The sequence below is a fragment of the Thioclava sp. F28-4 genome (genome assembly GCF_002020045.1).
GTDB classification, from domain to species: domain Bacteria; phylum Pseudomonadota; class Alphaproteobacteria; order Rhodobacterales; family Rhodobacteraceae; genus Thioclava; species Thioclava sediminum.
The window spans coordinates 15397-29960 of record NZ_MPZQ01000019.1 but is presented as its reverse complement, the minus strand read 5'-3'; the positions used below and the strand labels follow the sequence as shown (position 1 = coordinate 29960).

General features: G+C 59.5%; 18 protein-coding genes and 1 pseudogene. 16 read left to right on the top strand and 3 right to left on the bottom strand.

Going from position 1 to position 14564, the window contains the following annotated elements; genetic code table 11:
- Positions 1-663: 663 nt before the first annotated feature.
- From BMI87_RS20325 to BMI87_RS20310, 4 genes are all read left to right on the top strand, one after another.
- Complete coding sequence (locus BMI87_RS20325) at positions 664-1629, top strand: calcium/sodium antiporter (RefSeq protein WP_078523322.1); 966 nt, start codon at positions 664-666, stop codon at positions 1627-1629.
- Positions 1630-1875: 246 nt separating this feature from the next.
- Complete coding sequence (locus BMI87_RS22345) at positions 1876-2052, top strand: LuxR C-terminal-related transcriptional regulator (RefSeq protein ID WP_158522135.1); 177 nt, start codon at positions 1876-1878, stop codon at positions 2050-2052.
- A 115-nt stretch (positions 2053-2167) separates the two neighbouring features.
- Positions 2168-2587 carry an Rrf2 family transcriptional regulator gene (locus BMI87_RS20315; RefSeq protein ID WP_078523320.1) on the top strand — a complete coding sequence of 140 codons (420 nt, stop codon included), beginning with the start codon at positions 2168-2170 and terminating at the stop codon, positions 2585-2587.
- Positions 2588-2599: 12 nt separating this feature from the next.
- Positions 2600-2899: a DUF6522 family protein gene (locus BMI87_RS20310; protein WP_078523319.1), complete on the top strand. Its 300-nt coding sequence runs from the start codon at positions 2600-2602 to the stop codon at positions 2897-2899.
- A gap of 136 nt (positions 2900-3035) precedes the next feature.
- On the opposite strand, the gene hemN is transcribed toward BMI87_RS20310, so the two are convergent.
- Entirely contained in the window at positions 3036-4391 is a 1356-nt protein-coding gene (hemN, locus tag BMI87_RS20305) for an oxygen-independent coproporphyrinogen III oxidase (protein WP_078523318.1), read from the bottom strand.
- Between the two features lie 250 nt (positions 4392-4641).
- On the opposite strand from hemN, the gene BMI87_RS20300 reads away from it, so the two are divergent.
- The 7 genes from BMI87_RS20300 to BMI87_RS20275 all read left to right on the top strand — a co-directional run bounded on the left by BMI87_RS20300 (position 4642) and on the right by BMI87_RS20275 (position 8787).
- Positions 4642-5196, top strand: a complete 555-nt coding sequence (locus BMI87_RS20300; RefSeq protein ID WP_078523317.1) for a cytochrome c oxidase subunit 3 — start codon at positions 4642-4644, stop codon at positions 5194-5196.
- 116 nt (positions 5197-5312) lie between these two features.
- On the top strand, positions 5313-5462 hold the full coding sequence (locus tag BMI87_RS22620) for a hypothetical protein (RefSeq protein WP_166504583.1): 150 nt from the start codon (positions 5313-5315) through the stop codon (positions 5460-5462).
- Between the two features lie 591 nt (positions 5463-6053).
- Positions 6054-6530, top strand: coding sequence for a group III truncated hemoglobin (locus BMI87_RS20295; RefSeq protein ID WP_240497849.1), 477 nt, complete (start codon positions 6054-6056; stop codon positions 6528-6530).
- Between the two features lie 15 nt (positions 6531-6545).
- The gene (locus BMI87_RS20290) at positions 6546-7031 is read left to right on the top strand and encodes a hemerythrin domain-containing protein (protein ID WP_078523316.1); all 486 of its coding nucleotides are present in this window, start codon (positions 6546-6548) and stop codon (positions 7029-7031) included.
- The gene (locus BMI87_RS20285) at positions 7024-7368 is read left to right on the top strand and encodes a carboxymuconolactone decarboxylase family protein (protein WP_078523315.1); all 345 of its coding nucleotides are present in this window, start codon (positions 7024-7026) and stop codon (positions 7366-7368) included. Before BMI87_RS20290 ends, BMI87_RS20285 begins: the two co-directional genes overlap by 8 nt.
- Positions 7368-7757 (top strand): DUF488 domain-containing protein, encoded by a 390-nt coding sequence (locus BMI87_RS20280; RefSeq protein WP_078523314.1) that lies wholly within the window; start codon positions 7368-7370, stop codon positions 7755-7757. The genes BMI87_RS20285 and BMI87_RS20280 overlap by 1 nt, the downstream gene beginning before the upstream one ends.
- Before the next feature lie 16 nt (positions 7758-7773).
- Complete coding sequence (locus BMI87_RS20275) at positions 7774-8787, top strand: nitronate monooxygenase family protein (protein ID WP_075777504.1); 1014 nt, start codon at positions 7774-7776, stop codon at positions 8785-8787.
- A 358-nt stretch (positions 8788-9145) separates the two neighbouring features.
- On the opposite strand, the gene BMI87_RS20270 is transcribed toward BMI87_RS20275, so the two are convergent.
- The gene (locus BMI87_RS20270; RefSeq protein ID WP_078523313.1) at positions 9146-9988 is read right to left on the bottom strand and encodes a LysR family transcriptional regulator; all 843 of its coding nucleotides are present in this window, start codon (positions 9986-9988) and stop codon (positions 9146-9148) included.
- Between the two features lie 404 nt (positions 9989-10392).
- On the opposite strand from BMI87_RS20270, the gene BMI87_RS20265 reads away from it, so the two are divergent.
- Positions 10393-10668 carry a hypothetical protein gene (locus tag BMI87_RS20265; RefSeq protein WP_078523312.1) on the top strand — a complete coding sequence of 92 codons (276 nt, stop codon included), beginning with the start codon at positions 10393-10395 and terminating at the stop codon, positions 10666-10668.
- 431 nt (positions 10669-11099) lie between these two features.
- On the opposite strand, the pseudogene BMI87_RS22970 reads toward BMI87_RS20265, so the two are convergent.
- Positions 11100-11345 (bottom strand): annotated as a pseudogene (locus tag BMI87_RS22970) (transposase); the annotation flags it as partial.
- 77 nt (positions 11346-11422) lie between these two features.
- Between BMI87_RS22970 and BMI87_RS20250 the strand changes: the two are divergent.
- The 4 genes from BMI87_RS20250 (at position 11423) to BMI87_RS20235 (ending at position 14548) form a co-directional block, all read left to right on the top strand.
- On the top strand, positions 11423-11851 hold the full coding sequence (locus BMI87_RS20250) for a PACE efflux transporter (protein ID WP_078523309.1): 429 nt from the start codon (positions 11423-11425) through the stop codon (positions 11849-11851).
- A 2-nt stretch (positions 11852-11853) separates the two neighbouring features.
- Positions 11854-12501 carry a 5-formyltetrahydrofolate cyclo-ligase gene (locus BMI87_RS20245; protein WP_078523308.1) on the top strand — a complete coding sequence of 216 codons (648 nt, stop codon included), beginning with the start codon at positions 11854-11856 and terminating at the stop codon, positions 12499-12501.
- An 80-nt stretch (positions 12502-12581) separates the two neighbouring features.
- Positions 12582-12965 carry a hypothetical protein gene (locus tag BMI87_RS22330; protein ID WP_078542318.1) on the top strand — a complete coding sequence of 128 codons (384 nt, stop codon included), beginning with the start codon at positions 12582-12584 and terminating at the stop codon, positions 12963-12965.
- 557 nt (positions 12966-13522) lie between these two features.
- The gene (locus BMI87_RS20235) at positions 13523-14548 is read left to right on the top strand and encodes a CBS domain-containing protein (protein ID WP_078523306.1); all 1026 of its coding nucleotides are present in this window, start codon (positions 13523-13525) and stop codon (positions 14546-14548) included.
- Positions 14549-14564 lie beyond the last annotated feature (16 nt).

Sequence of the window (14564 nt, the reverse complement as noted above, 5' to 3'; positions counted from 1 at the left end):
TGACCACCATCGTTAGGTTGCCATCGAGTATCTACTTGAGGGCATTGGCGACAACGGGCGATTCCTCTTTGCCGGTCTGACCTGCCATGGGATTTTTCCACGACCATCGATTAGAGTCCAACCCAACTTTGATCCGCTCCCCAGTGCGCCCCCCGCACTCGAACATATCGGACGCGCCTTCGAGCAGGGTCCGTTTCAATTGATGGATCATCGTCGGATGCACCCCGAACCGGCTCGCCAGCTCGGCCGCTGTCTCTTCACCCTTCAGGCTTCTAGCGCGACCTTTGCCTTGAACTCGGGCGCGTGCTGCGTGCGTTTCGACATCTCTGACCTCCTTCTCGGCGAAGATCAGCAGACCGCAAATCGTAGCTTATTTCAGTGTCCGAATTTCGGGGCGCCTCCGACTTATATCAGCATGACCGAGTTACGCATTCCGAGAACCACGATTGTCGGCCCACGTCGGGAGTGTTTTCTGAAAGAGCTGATGAGGAGGCTAAGCTCAGAAAAAGACCAAAGACGGACTGCCGGTTCAAGGCACTTTGGCGGAATACCGACCGGTCCGCTCCTGAACGTGCGGCCTTCCTATTCTTTTCCTGTAACCGGCGCACTAAGTCATGGCGATGCGTCTTCTTAGGCGAGCACAACTATTGGACAGAAATAGAAATGTTGCATGACCTCCTCCTCGTGGCTGCCGGCCTTATTCTCCTTTTTGTCGGCGGCGAAGGGCTCGTGCGTGGCTCAGTCGCAATTGCCGAGCGCCTCGGCATCTCGAAGCTTTTAATCGGTCTGATCATCGTCGGTTTCGGCACGTCGACACCGGAACTGCTTGTCTCCGTGAACGCTGCCATAGACGGCGCGCCTGAGATTGCTTTGGGTAACGTCGTAGGCTCGAACATCGCGAACATTCTGCTCATTGTCGGCGTGGCAGCAGTTATCACACCGATCCTTGGCTGGGCGCGAACAGCTCTGCGCGAAGCGTTGGTCGCAACACTTGTTTCGCTGGCGACCTACGCACTTGTTCAGGGTGAAATCATCACTCGGATCGAAGGCATCGCAATGCTTCTGGTCCTCACGGGTTACCTCTTTTCCAGCTACTGGCTGGAAAAACGCAACCGCCGGGCAACGGCATTTCAACATGAAGCTGAGGAGTTCGAAGACATTCCGCTACCGCGACCTTGGCTTGCGCCGCTCTTGGTCATTGTTGGCATTGCCGCTCTGGTGTTCGGAGCGGACTTACTGGTGGAAGGGGCAGTAAACATCGCCCGCGAGTTCGGGGTGCCCGACGCGGTAATCGGCCTATCGCTCGTGGCTATCGGAACGTCGCTACCAGAGCTAGCCACCAGTATAGTCGCGGCGATCCGGCGTCACCCCGATGTTGTGCTCGGCAACGTGATCGGCTCGAATATCTTCAATATCCTCGCGATCCTCGGCGTCACCGTCGTGATCCAGCCGATCGAAGTCAGCACGCGCTTTCGCGAGATCGATACCCCAGTCATGCTGGCGTCGTCTCTCCTACTGCTGGGCTTGCTGTTCGCTACTAAGAAGATTGGTCGCGTATGGGGTGCGCTTATGTTGGCCGCCTATGCAGCATATATGGTGCTCTTGTTTTCCAACGGTATTGCCAGCTAGCTTTTCTAACAGCGGGGCGTTCGTTCACCCAAGGCATTGGAACAGAGATCGCCCGGTCAACGGCCGCGCCTCAAGGCGACGACGACGGTGCTCGACCTGAGCGAGACATTGCGTCTCTTCGTCAGCTTCTAGACGGTCGAGGCGGAGGACGACGTCTGCGATCCAGACCTCGCCAGACTGGCCGCGCGGCTCGCCCTGCTGCATTTCGAGCGCGCCCTCGACACCGGCGTCCCGGCCCCGCTCACGGTGCTCAGCGACCGCGAGCGCGCCGTCTGCCTCGGCATCCCCTCTGATCGCAAATCCGAGGCAATCGCGGCCGAGCTCGGCATCGCCCCCTCCAGCGTGATCACCTGCCGCAAGCGCGCCGATGGCAAGCTGGACATCTCCTGCCGCGCAGGCTTGTTCGCAATTCGCGCGGGTTAGAACTACGGAACCGAGGATCGCGCCTCAATATGACCGACCTAACGCGAAGATCATTGCGTGATCGTGGCTAAATCTATAACAAGCATTTCTGATGCTTGTTTGTTGGAGGCACCATATGCGCCTGACCAGTTTCACAGATTTCGGACTCCGAGCGCTGATGCGGATGGCCAGCGCGCCGGAGCGTGCCTTCTCGACAGCCGAGATCGCCGAAGAGTTCGGTATCTCTCGCCACCACCTGAATAAAGTCATTCAGCGCCTGGCCCGGCACGGCTTCGTGACCACGCGGCGCGGGACCGGTGGCGGCGCAATGCTCGGCCGTCCCGCCCACGAGATCGTTCTGGGAGACCTCGTGCGGCTTCTCGAGCAGGACCAGGCCATTGTCGAATGTTTCTCTCCTGACGGCGCGTGCTGCATTACCCCCGTCTGCGGCCTGAAGGGCAGACTCCGCGCCGCAGAGACCGCGTTTTTGGCAGAACTCGATCGTTCGACGCTGGCAGACATCGCCTTGCCGGCCACTGTTCCATCTGCGGTCTGAAAGGAGATAGCGATGCGTAACGTGTCTTTCACCACTGACGGTTTCACGGTCGACGCAGAACTCGTTGGACGCGCTTTCGGCCTCCCACCAGCCGATGTTCTCGCGAAACTCCGCGACGGCGAGGTCACAAGCAGATGCGAGGCCGGTGTCGACGACGATGCCGGCCGATGGCGGCTGACCTTCTACTTTGGCGGTCGCGCTCTACGCCTCGTTGTCGATAAGAACGGCGCGATCCTGTCACGCGGCACCTTTCCCTCACACGCACCCGTTGCGGCTCCGCGCGACCTCGCAACGACACATTCGAAGTCCTGATCAGCAATTTCCCGCGGGAAAGAAGCACGACGATCTGCCCCTCCCTCCCCCGCAAGCTCCGCTTCTTGTTGCCGGCGGCGAGTTGTCTAGCGTGACACCCTGCTGAAGGCGCGCTCCGCCATCAGACGCGCCTTGTTCAGGACGCGCGCGAATAGCGCACCCCCTCCGGCACATGCTGATCGAAAACCGAAGCGATCATCCGTGTTAACGGGCGACCTTCCGGTGCAATGGCAATGCGCTTTCCCGTAAGCCTTGCGAATGGCGCAAAGCGCGTGGCCATTTCCGTCAGGCACGGTAGCAGCTTCTGGGCATCGGTGCCGAACTCCTGGCTCAAATCGTCAAGATCCACCGCGAACCGACACATCAACTCCTCGATCGCCCGAGCGCGCAGCTGGTCTTCGGGGCTTAACTGGTAGCCACGAGCGCCCGGAAAAACACCGGTTGCGATCCGCTGCTGATACGCGGCGGTCGCGGGCGCATTCTGGACATAACCTTCCGAAAAGCGCGAAATCGACGATGCCCCGAGCCCTATGAGGGTGCTGCATGTGTCGGTCGTGTATCCTTGGAAATTGCGGCGCAGTCGTCCGGCCTCGAGCGACGCCGTCAGAGTGTCGTCGGGGCGCGCAAAATGGTCGATGCCGATAGCTGTAAGACCGGCTGCAACAAACAGTTCTCCAGCGCGCGTGGCGAGGTGGTAGCGCGACAGATCGTCCGGCAGCGCCGCTTCGTCGATCAGCTTTTGCCGTTTTGAAACCCAAGGCACATGCGCGTAACCAAAGAGCGCTACGCGGTCCGGCGTAAAGGTGAGAACCTTTTCAATCGTGTCTTCAATACGTGCGAGGCTCTGGTGCGGGAGGCCATAGACCAGATCGGTGTTGAGAGAGGCGATGCCGGCCGCGCGCAAGTCTTCGACGCACGCGCGTGTGGTTTCGAACGGTTGCAGGCGGCCGATTGCTTTCTGGACTTCAGGATCGAAATCCTGAATGCCGATCGACGCGCGGTTCATGCCTTCGGAGGCGAGAGCCTCGATCTTCGCGCGATCGACCATGGTCGGGTCGATCTCCACCGAGAACTCGAACTCCTGAGCTGGTGGAAACACACGGCGTATCGATTCCGAGAGACGATGTATCAATTCCGGCGGCAGGATGGTGGGCGTTCCGCCACCCCAGTGAAGGCGGCCCATTTTCAGGCCGTTCGGTATGATGGCGCGCACCATTTCGAGCTCTGCCTCGAGCGCCTCGATATAGCTTTCCACCGGGCCAAGGGTTTTCGTGCCTTGTGTGTGACAGGCGCAGAACCAGCATAGCCGCTCGCAAAACGGGATGTGCATGTAGACCGACACAGGCTCGCTGGGGTCCAACTGTTCAAGCGCATGGCGTTGAAAGGACGCGCCTGTGTCGGGCGAAAAGGCCGCCGCAGTCGGGTAGGACGTGTAACGCGGCACGCGCGCATCGAAGAGGCCAAGGGCCCGAAGTGTTTCTGTGTGTTCCATGCCCTATTATCAGACAGACAGAAGCGGGCTTCTTTGCTGTGGCTCAAACTAAATGTGCGACCATGCGGCCGGTGGCCGCACAGGTCCCCTCGTTCGACCGTGAAAGTGACAGAAGGGCATCGAGTCATCTTGCCTGCGGCAATTGGTATTTACAATGCGCATTAAAATAGTGCAGTGAGAGATCATGGCGACGAAGGTTGAAGCCGATTGAGTCGTGACGGGCCGAAGGCTCTTGCAAAGGTCTTGTTGAATGACGGATCAAACCCGAACTGCATTGGACGATTTGCCCGGCGATCTTTTGATGTGGGTTCTCATTATCAGCGAATTGCTGGTTTTCGGTGCGGGGTTGATCGTTTTCTTGTCGGTGCGGATCACTGATCCGACGGGCTTTGCCGAAGCGCAGAATGCGCTGAACCGGACTGCCGCTGCGACGAACACGATCATCTTGCTGACGAGCGGCTTTTTCGCTGCCCTGGCACTGAATCTGAGGCAATCGCGCAGGCGTGGCGGCGCACGCGTTTCTCTTGTGTGTGCCGCTTTGCTCGGCGCGGCATTTCTCGGGATCAAGGGCGCCGAATTCGCGTCCAAGGCCGCGCAAGGCATTGTCTGGGACACGCATCCTTTCTTCAATTTCTATTTCCTGCTGACCGGATTTCACGCCGCGCATGTCGCAGCCGGCGTCATCCTGTTGCTGCTGGTGGCGTGGCGCGATCATGTGGGAAATATCGAGGATGCGACCGCGTTCTGGCACATGGTCGATCTGATCTGGGTGTTGCTCTTTCCAGTGGTTTATCTCCTGCAATGACACGCCGGTCCCTCTATATCGCCCTCGGCACGCTTGTTCTCCTCACCCTTGGCTCGTCCTTGCTTTCATTCTCGGGGGTCTGGGCCAAGTGGCCAGGGGCGGCAGCGGTGGTCGTGATGGCACTTGCCTGGCAAAAGGCGCGGATCATCCTCGGAAAATATCTGGGATTGGTGCAGGCGCCCGCTTGGCAGCGCGGCTTCGATGTGGCGCTGACAGGCGTGTGCCTCCTGTTGCTGGTGCTCTATCTCGCGCCACTGGGGCTATAGGGAACCCGCTGGTCTGTTCGGTAACGACCATCGAACCTGCATTTGCAACGCTCGCCTGATGCGCTCTGCTCCTCGAACAACCTGATGTGAGCCGGTCCGATTGGACAACCCCCGTTGCGCGAATTTCGCGACGAGAGGTGCGGGCATCAGGCCGTCGCTGCCATGGCGATCCGACGATACCCAGCTTCGCCGTGATAGAAGCCGTTACTTAGTCCGACCTCCCCGCATAGGGCGGCAAGGCGCGCAAGTAATTCAAATATTCATTGTGAGCCGCGACAATTCGCCCCACCTCTTCCGCCGATAACGGCCTGCGCGTGTTGATGCGCCACGCAGGAAGCCCAGACCAAACCTTCGCCAGGGACGAGGTGCTGAAGGGTTTCGTGTCTTCTGGCTACGGTCCGAAAACGTAACCCCTGCACCCTCTTGAGCATCAAGGATTCAGCCGAGGGCGTGCGGTCGGGAAGACCAGATTCGCGGACGCTTGCCATCCGGCTCGAAATGCTCCGCCCGTAATTTGCGAGAATGCGAAGTTCATGGGCATCCTACACTCACCGCAATAGGTATTTACAATGCTTATTTTGTGGAGATAGCATGAGCCTCAAGTTCAAATTCTCGGGGGATCCCATGTCACCTGCTGATCGACAGATCATATCCGCGCGCCCCGAAACGACCGCTGCGATCATGGCGCAAACGGGTTTGGACGAGGATAAACTGACCCAGTTGGTGCATCGTTTCTACGACAAGGTGCGTGCTGATGCGGTTCTCGGGCCGATCTTCGCCTCCAGGATTTCCGACTGGGCGCCGCATTTGCAGCGGATGGTGGAGTTCTGGTCTTCGGTCGCACTCATGACCGGTCGTTTTCACGGCGCCCCGATGCAGGTCCATGCGTCCTTGCCAGTGGAATGGGATCATTTCGAACGGTGGCTGATGCTGTTCCGCGAGACCGCAACCGAGACCTGTCCCCCCGAGGGGGCCGCCCATCTCATCGAACGCGCCGAGCGGATCGCGCGCTCGCTGCATATGGCGGTCGAGAACGCCACGCCCCGAACCGTCCCCTCTTTGCTCTGACCAAAGGATACCAACATGACGAGACCGCTACCCCCGCAAGATTCCGCCAGCCTCACCCGCTACATCGAGGCAGAGTATCACGCCAAGCATCGCACTCAATTGCCTGAACTGGCGGCGCTCTCGGAAAAGGTGGAAACCGTCCATGCCGGGCAAGCAGATGTCCCTGCAGGGCTGTCCGCGCTACTGCACCGGATGATCGGCGAGCTCGAAGTCCACATGAAGAAGGAGGAGCTGGTTTTGTTTCCCGCCATTCGCAACGCGGCACCGAGGCTGGACGGGCCGATCGCTGCGATGCGCGCGGATCACGACGACCATGAGGCGGAGGTCGGACAGATCCGGCAATTGACAAACGATCTCACATTGCCGGACGGTGCATGCCAAAGCTGGACGCGGCTCTATGCCGGGGTCGGTGAATTTCTTGAAGACCTGGCAGCCCATATTCGGCTGGAAAACGACGTGTTATTCCCGCAATTCGAAACCAAAGGCGCAGGCCATGTCTGAGATGTATCTTCCCAACCCAACTAAGGATCTCTTCGAGCGGCGTCATGCCTTGGCGCCGAAGACCGAGGACGCCTTCCGCGCATTTTCGAAAGCGGTGTTCACTGAAGGGGCGCTCGATGCGCGCAGCAAGCAGCTTATCGCCGTGGCCGTCGCGCACGTAACGCAGTGCCCATGGTGCATCGAGAGCCATGTCAAAGCCGCCCGGCGTGCGGGCGCCTCGGACGAACAGGTCATGGAAGCGATTTGGGTCGCCGCGGAAATGCGCGCCGGCGCCTCTTGGACCCATGCTCTGAAAGCAGTTGAGATGATCGGCGACACGGACAAGCCGGACAGCTGATGCCGTCAGCAAGCCCCCCCACCTCCGAAGCTCCTGGCGAGCTTATCCGCGTCAAGCGGATCTATCGCGCGGCACGCGTGTCAGATGGCAAGCGGATATTGGTCGATCGTCTCTGGCCGCGCGGCATGGCGAAGGACCGCGCCAGACTGTTTCACTGGTGCAAGGAGATCGCGCCGAGCGACGAATTGCGGCGCTGGTTCCACGAGCACCCTGATAGGTGGCAGGAGTTCACCACGCGTTATGAGGCGGAACTTGCCGCTCATGACGATTTGGTCCGCGAGCTCGCCGGATATGCACGCGAGAACGTCGTTACGCTACTTTATGCTTCAAAGGACGAGGCACATAATAACGCCGTCGTGTTACGCGATTACCTGCGCCAATGGTTATAGAACGGGAGGAGCAAGCATGACGGACCAGCCAATAAACCCGCTGCACACACCGCTTTGCGACCTGCTGGGGTGCGCCCAGCCAGTTCTGCTGGCCGGGATGGGCGGCGTTTCCCGCTGGGAACTGGCCGCCGCCGTGGCCAATGCGGGCGGTTACGGGATTTTGGGCATGGTGCGCGAAGACCCAGCCCTGATCGCCGCAGAGGTTACTGCGCTGCGGGACGCGACTGACCGACCTTTTGCCGTCAACTTGATCCCCGCGGCGACCGAACCAGCGCTGCTCGATGCGCAGATCGCCTGCTGTCTCGATCTTGGCGTGCCGGCCTTCAGCTTTTTCTGGGACGTGATGCCTGACGTGGTGGCCCGCGTGAAACGTGCCGGTTGCCTTGTTCTGCATCAGGTCGGCACGGTCGAGGCCGCGCGGATCGCCGAAGAGGCCGGAGCGGATGTGATCATCGCGCAGGGCGTCGAGGCGGGCGGTCACGTGCATGGACGACACCCGGCTTTCGGGCTGGCCGAGCAAATCCTTGCGCAGACCGACCTGCCGGTCGTCGTCTCCGGAGGGATCGCAACGGGCGAGGGCCTCGCCGCCGCGTTGACCATCGGCGCCGATGGCGTGCAATGCGGCACGGCCTTTCTGGCGACCGAGGAATCCTTCGCTCATCCCTATCACAAATCCCGAATCACGGAGGCCACCGGCGACCACACGGTTCTGACCGATGTTTTCGTTCTGAATTGGCCCAAGGGCGCTGCGGTGCGGGTGATCGCCAATAGCGTGACCGAGAGCCTGGACGGACATTACCTCGGCCACGACCCTGACAGTCTTCCGCGCGAGGCCATCGCCCGCGACGGCGAGCAGCCGCGCCTGCGCTTCAGCACGGATTCGCCGCTGCGAACCACGACCGGCGACTTGGAGGCGATGGCACTCTATGCGGGTCAGGGTGTGGGTGCGCTCAACGATGTCCCCACGGCCGCTGCACGTCTGGACGGCATGGTCGCGCAGGCCCGTCATCTCCTGGAACACCCGTTTTGACGTGCTTTTAAGTCGAAGCCGTGAACGACGAATTCAAGAGCTCAGCTGCCAAGGTTGCTTTTGCTCACCACCTCGCTTTGCGCGCCGGTCAGAGAACTGGCGCGACTGCTTCCCGCGTGGATGGTCGTCTAACGATCAGTTATGGACCCTCGGTCGCGGCATGAAGCCTCTGACAGACATACTCGGTTCGATCGACCAAAGGGCGGACGAAACCTTGCCGGAAGGAGTTTTTTCGATCCCGCGAAAGCACTACGCAGCGAGCCCGAACGCGAGGTGACCGATCGGGAATGTTCCAGCAGGATACCGAACGCGAGCGACAGGCCGCTGGGAAAGGACAAGAGCGGAAATTGATCGCAGATCAAGGCGCCACAAGGCCAACCATCAAACTCTGGACCATCGGATCAACAAGCGCTTTGTTGCGATCCTCGCGGATCACGATCCACGCCGGCAATTCGAACACTGGCGCACCGGGCACCGGGAACAGGGCGCCGCTATCGATCTGGTGTTCGACCAGACGCCGGGGAAAATAGCCGCTGCCGCCATTGAGCTTGAGATATTGAAGGCCGAGCCAGGCGATGTTGGCCGAGAGTGCAGGACCGGGAAACTCCGGAAAGCCAGCGCGGAACTGATTGTCGAATTCCGGGCCCCACTCGACATGGATATAGCCGTCAGGCTGCATGCTAGCGGTCGGTTCGGTAGAGACGAGCACCAGCTGTTCAGTAAGCAATGGCAGGAGCTCGAGCATCGGACGGCGCTGCGGGGTGAACATGACTCCGATATCCATCCGCCCGTCGACCAGCGCCTGCATCAGTTCAGGCTCGAAGCCGATTTCGGAATGAAACGAAACTCGGGGATGGGTCCGCTGGATATTGGCGAACCATTTCATCATCAGCCCTTCCCACAGGCCGAAGCGCGCACCGATGACGACACGCGCGCGGAATTGTCCAGGAAGGCCGACGTCGTGCCGCGCGCGTTCGAGGGCTCGCACCATCTGCGCTGCATGCTTCAGGAACCGGCCACCGCCCGCAGTCAGCGCCGCGCCGGCCTTGTTGCGAGTGAAAAGCCTGGTGCCCAACTGATCTTCGAGTGCTCGGATACGAGCGCTCACGGTTGACTGGGTGACGTGAAGCCTTTCGGCGGCCGCTACGAAGCTGCCGGTATCGGCGACGGCAAGGAAAGTTCGGGCATGTTCGATGTTCATGGATCCCCCATGTATCGCATTTGCGAATATCATATCGCATTTATATTTGCTTTCCCAATATTATGAATCGCGCAATACTTGAAGTCCGCGCTTCCCGCGGACGACCGGAAGATGACCGGCATATGGATTAAACGAGCTTACCGGGCCGCAGGGTTTCCGGCAGTCAACAGCGTCTCTTGGATCGCGTCTGGCCGCAAAGCGTGGCGTGGGAGAAGCTGCCGGGGTCAGAAGCTCCGAAAACCGCGGAGCCTGGAACTCCGCCGCAGGCTCCGACACGCCGCGGGCCGGTGGGCAACCTCGAAGCCGCGCATTGGGCAGAATTCGGCGCCCGCCCGACCCGCGCTATAGATCTATGCGACTGACGTTGCGCTGAAAGAGTATCTCGAAAGGAGGTTCGCAAGGCCATGAGAAACAGCGATTTGAACGGAGCGAACAGCGTGACGGGGAGCGATCCCGCCGCGCCGAAGGAGGAGAGCTATGACGAGCGAAGGCCGTGCCCGACCCCGGGAGAATGTCGGCTCATGGCTGGGCTCGGGCTTTCGTTGGCCGGCATCACCCTCATCACCTTCGGCGACACGGGCATTGCGGGGCCATGGGCGCACAGCGTTGGGGTCAGCGCGCTGACCACCGGCCTGCTGCTGTGGGGAGCGGGTGCCATTCGACGCACGCTCGAACTGTGAGGCCGGCTCCCACTCGAGGCACCGCGCACATCGTCCGCTGTGCTGACCGCATCAGCAAACAGCCGTTTGAGAGATCCCAGCGTGATGGAAGACAACGATGGCCGCGGCATCGGGATGCTCTCGTCTCCGCACTCATTCGCGGTGGAGTTCGCAGTGGATTAGCTCGGCCCGCCGATGGTTAGTCGCGAATAGCCGCGTGCGTCGCGGCGCGTCGACCGAAGATCATGACAACGAAACAGTGGACCAGAGTGACATGGAAAATGGAATGAGTTTCGAAATGGTGATCGGTTGGCTTTTCGGCCTTCTTATTCTGGTGTTGGTGGTTTTGACCATAGCAGCGCTGATCAAGTGTCTACAGAAATAGCGAAAGAAGAGGCCAGTAGCCCCCAAAGCAGCATCGGCACGGTCTCGGCACAGGGCAGCACGGTCTAGGTCTTGATCCGGCGGCGGAATTCCTCGTTCAGGCGTTTGATGGCGTTTGCGGTCTTGGCCGATTTCCATTGCGACGGGTCGAGCCTGCTGAAGGTGAAGAGGCGCTCGCCAGCTTCCTTGAGGCTGTCCTCCGCTGCCCTGCACTTGAGATGCACAAGATCGGCGAGGGCCGCACCGAGAGGTTGGACATCGTGACCGCGCGACGTGCGCCCATGCTTGAAAAGCGGACGCACGGGTCCCACCATAAGGCTTCCCGGGGATGACCTCGCCCAATCACAAGCTCTGCACGCTGGACCGCCTGACCCACGATTGAACATTTTCCATGCGCAGCACCCCAGACCGTATCCGCCAAGCCGTGAGCTTTGAAATCATCGGCCTCCTCATCGTAACGCCGCTTTTCGCCTGGGCTTTCGATCATCCGATGGAGGAAATGGGCGTGCTGGTCGTGCTTGGCGCAACAGCGGCTACTGCCTGGAACTATCTTTTCAACCTGGCCTTCGATCATCTCCTGCTCTGGCGTCGTGGCGATGTCCGTAAGACTATGCCAATTCGGATCTCTCACGCGGTGCTTTTCGAGGTGACGCTGCTTACCCTGCTTCTGCCGGTTTTCGCATGGTGGCTCGACGCTTCCCTGCTGACCATTGTCGTGATGGAACTGTCCTTTGCAGGCTTCTACCTCGTCTACGCCTTCGTTTTCACTTGGGGATACGATACGATCTTTCCGCCTCAGAAACGTAAGCGGATGGCATAGATATGGATGACGATGCTACCGGAGGAGCCCCCGCCTGCTTTGCCCATCTTCTGGTCGATGGGCACCTGGTCGATCCCGAGGCGGCACGCGATGTGGCGCGATTCAGACGGGCGGAGCGCGCTCGGCTTGTGGCCGCGCGGGCCTTGTCCGCAGAAGATCGAGAGCGCGCGACCGTCCGGCTGATTGACGGTCTCGACCGGACAGTTCCTCTCGATGCCCGCCTCACCGTGGCTGTCTATTGGCCGATCCGGGGCGAACCGGATCTGCGGGGCTGGATGGGCAAGGCACATGAGGCCGGGGCCGAAGTCCTGTTGCCCGTCGTCATCGAACGAGATGCGCCGCTCGAATTCCATACGTGGACCCCGGATTGCCGCATGGTGCGCGGCGTCTGGAACATCCCCGTGCCAGCCGCAGGCGAACCTCGCACGCCCGACCTCGTGATCGTCCCCCTTGTCGGTGTCGACACGACGCTTCATCGCCTCGGAAACGGGGGAGGCTATTACGACCGCACGCTCGCCCGTTTTGATAAGAAGCCGCGGATCGTTGGTATCGGCTTTTCAAACTGCGTCTTGCCCACCATCTACCCGATGCCTTGGGATGTGCCGATGGACGAAATTATTCTGTCGGATGGCACCCATTTGACGAGATAGTGCAGAGAGGAACTGTGTCGCTGCCTCGTCACGCTTCTATGTAAAGGTATCCGCCCAAGTTCAGCGCCAATGGTTGGCCGATGTTTTACTTCTTGAACCAGGCGGGGGTGACGAAGGCTCAAGCGATTGAAGCATTGAATGGAACCGTAGCAGTCTACGCGAATAGCAAAGCCAACGCCTTAGAGCGATTGAGAGGCCAACGAAGCGCGCTCAACGCTGCTGGAGGGCAAGCTGTGCCAATCCTCGCAAAGATGATCGACGGGGATTTTGCTGGTCTTTTTGAAGAGGAGGATGATCGCGCGATAGCCAGAGCCATTCAGGCGCTACCGGACGGGTTCGACAATTTTGAACCGGTGTATGACCTTCTTCTCAACCTGTTTGATAGCGCCGGAACTGATAGCGCGAAAAAGGGCGGTGTCTTTAGAGCCTTAGCACCTCTAGACGAGTTGGCGTTTTTGCCGTGAATCGCCGATGAATGAGCCACCTCCCCCGAGAAGGAAAGTTAGCAGGCAGCTGGACGGCTCCCAATAACCACAATCAGACCTGACCCATTCCCGCCGCTTTACGCCCAATCAGCTAACTCCGGCGGGCTTACTGGCAATAAGCTGGCCGGCTGAACTGGCCGCTGTGGGGCCTTCGCCTGCCGGACAATGCTGGACGTCGCCGCCAAATGCTGGTTCGGAGGCATTGCGCGGCAGCAATGGCTGTCGCGCGAATGTCCACAAAAGGCCGAAACCGACGAGCCAGGTTGTTCGGGGCGGGGAGCGGTCATTCGCGGCGCAGGGATCAAGGCCCGCAATGTGCAGAAAGAAAGCTTCTGCATAGCCAGGGCCGTCAGCAATAGGGTAGGGGTGCGGCCGGTCCCTAGCTGTCATTCTTTCTTTTGGATTTAATCAAGCCGTGGCATAAATTACCGCAATGGAATATCGAGGCCTCCGCCTCGTCCTCCACGTATGGGACTGCATAGAAGCGTCCGGGCAATTCACCGCGATCGGAACGGGATGATCGGAGGGGCACCAAATTGAACAAGGAGTTCGAAGAGGTCAAAGCCGACATCGGCGAAGGAAAGGAAGCTTCGACGACGGTCCGAGAGTTGCTTCGCTGGTTCGGTGCCCGCAGGCGCCGCACCGGCGTCGTCAAGAGAATACAAACCGAGTTGGATAATGCGGGTATCATAACCAGCCCAGATTTCACTAAGGTCTGGATTGACGCAGAAATAACGTTCAAGAAAGCGCCGGTTGCAGCGGCTGCTACCAAATCTACCGGTAGCGACCAAGGCGAGGATGGTGCAGCCTATGCCCCAAAAGAGGCAAACTTCCTCATCAGCATGCTCAAGGCGGCCAACTGCGGTGTGGTTTCGGTCAACCCGCAGGATACCGTCGAGAAGGCGATTACCCTGATGCTGGCGCACGATTTCTCGCAGCTGGCGGTCATGTCGAACGAGCACACGCTGAACGGTGCGATTAGCTGGAAGACGATCGGCAAGCGCTTGAGCCACGAGAATAATCTCGTCGAAGTGAGAGACGCCATGGAGACGGCCGTCGCTCTGGAAGAAAGCGAAGCGCTGTTCAAAGCTACGAAATTGATCATCGAGCACGAATTCGTCTTCGTCCGATCCTCAACCGACAAGAAGGTTACTGGCATCGTCACCGCGACAGATCTGAGCGAGCAATTTCAGTTTCTATCAGAGCCATTTCTCCTCATCGGACAGATTGAGAACCAGATCCGAAAACTGATGAATGGAAAGTTCACTACCCAGACTTTGCAGGAGGTCTGTGGCGACACGGACTCGGAGAGAAGGGAGCGAATTCAATCTGTCGTAGACCTAACGTTTGGTGAGTATCTTCGGATAATTCAGAAGCCAGAGAACTGGAAACTGCTCGACCTTCGCGTAGACAGGGGCGTATTTTGCGCTGAGCTGGATAAGGTCCGCGAAATCCGAAACGACGTGATGCACTTCGATCCGGACGGGATCGACGAAGAGCAATACGATCAGTTGAGACGGTTCTCAGGGCTGATGGACGAACTGGATGCCTTAGCGCAATAGATATAGGCATCCACCC

What these genes read in the sequence shown, in the direction of transcription:
- BMI87_RS20325 (WP_078523322.1), top strand. Translation starts at nt 664, where the DNA reads ATGTTGCATGACCTCCTCCTCGTGGCTGCCGGCCTTATTCTCCTTTTT.
- BMI87_RS20315 (WP_078523320.1), top strand. Translation starts at nt 2,168, where the DNA reads ATGCGCCTGACCAGTTTCACAGATTTCGGACTCCGAGCGCTGATGCGG.
- BMI87_RS20310 (WP_078523319.1), top strand. Translation starts at nt 2,600, where the DNA reads ATGCGTAACGTGTCTTTCACCACTGACGGTTTCACGGTCGACGCAGAA.
- hemN (WP_078523318.1), bottom strand. Translation starts at nt 4,391, where the DNA reads ATGGAACACACAGAAACACTTCGGGCCCTTGGCCTCTTCGATGCGCGC.
- BMI87_RS20300 (WP_078523317.1), top strand. Translation starts at nt 4,642, where the DNA reads ATGACGGATCAAACCCGAACTGCATTGGACGATTTGCCCGGCGATCTT.
- BMI87_RS22620 (WP_166504583.1), top strand. Translation starts at nt 5,313, where the DNA reads ATGGCACTTGCCTGGCAAAAGGCGCGGATCATCCTCGGAAAATATCTG.
- BMI87_RS20295 (WP_240497849.1), top strand. Translation starts at nt 6,054, where the DNA reads ATGAGCCTCAAGTTCAAATTCTCGGGGGATCCCATGTCACCTGCTGAT.
- BMI87_RS20290 (WP_078523316.1), top strand. Translation starts at nt 6,546, where the DNA reads ATGACGAGACCGCTACCCCCGCAAGATTCCGCCAGCCTCACCCGCTAC.
- BMI87_RS20285 (WP_078523315.1), top strand. Translation starts at nt 7,024, where the DNA reads ATGTCTGAGATGTATCTTCCCAACCCAACTAAGGATCTCTTCGAGCGG.
- BMI87_RS20280 (WP_078523314.1), top strand. Translation starts at nt 7,368, where the DNA reads ATGCCGTCAGCAAGCCCCCCCACCTCCGAAGCTCCTGGCGAGCTTATC.
- BMI87_RS20275 (WP_075777504.1), top strand. Translation starts at nt 7,774, where the DNA reads ATGACGGACCAGCCAATAAACCCGCTGCACACACCGCTTTGCGACCTG.
- BMI87_RS20270 (WP_078523313.1), bottom strand. Translation starts at nt 9,988, where the DNA reads ATGAACATCGAACATGCCCGAACTTTCCTTGCCGTCGCCGATACCGGC.
- BMI87_RS20265 (WP_078523312.1), top strand. Translation starts at nt 10,393, where the DNA reads ATGAGAAACAGCGATTTGAACGGAGCGAACAGCGTGACGGGGAGCGAT.
- BMI87_RS20250 (WP_078523309.1), top strand. Translation starts at nt 11,423, where the DNA reads ATGCGCAGCACCCCAGACCGTATCCGCCAAGCCGTGAGCTTTGAAATC.
- BMI87_RS20245 (WP_078523308.1), top strand. Translation starts at nt 11,854, where the DNA reads ATGGATGACGATGCTACCGGAGGAGCCCCCGCCTGCTTTGCCCATCTT.
- BMI87_RS22330 (WP_078542318.1), top strand. Translation starts at nt 12,582, where the DNA reads ATGTTTTACTTCTTGAACCAGGCGGGGGTGACGAAGGCTCAAGCGATT.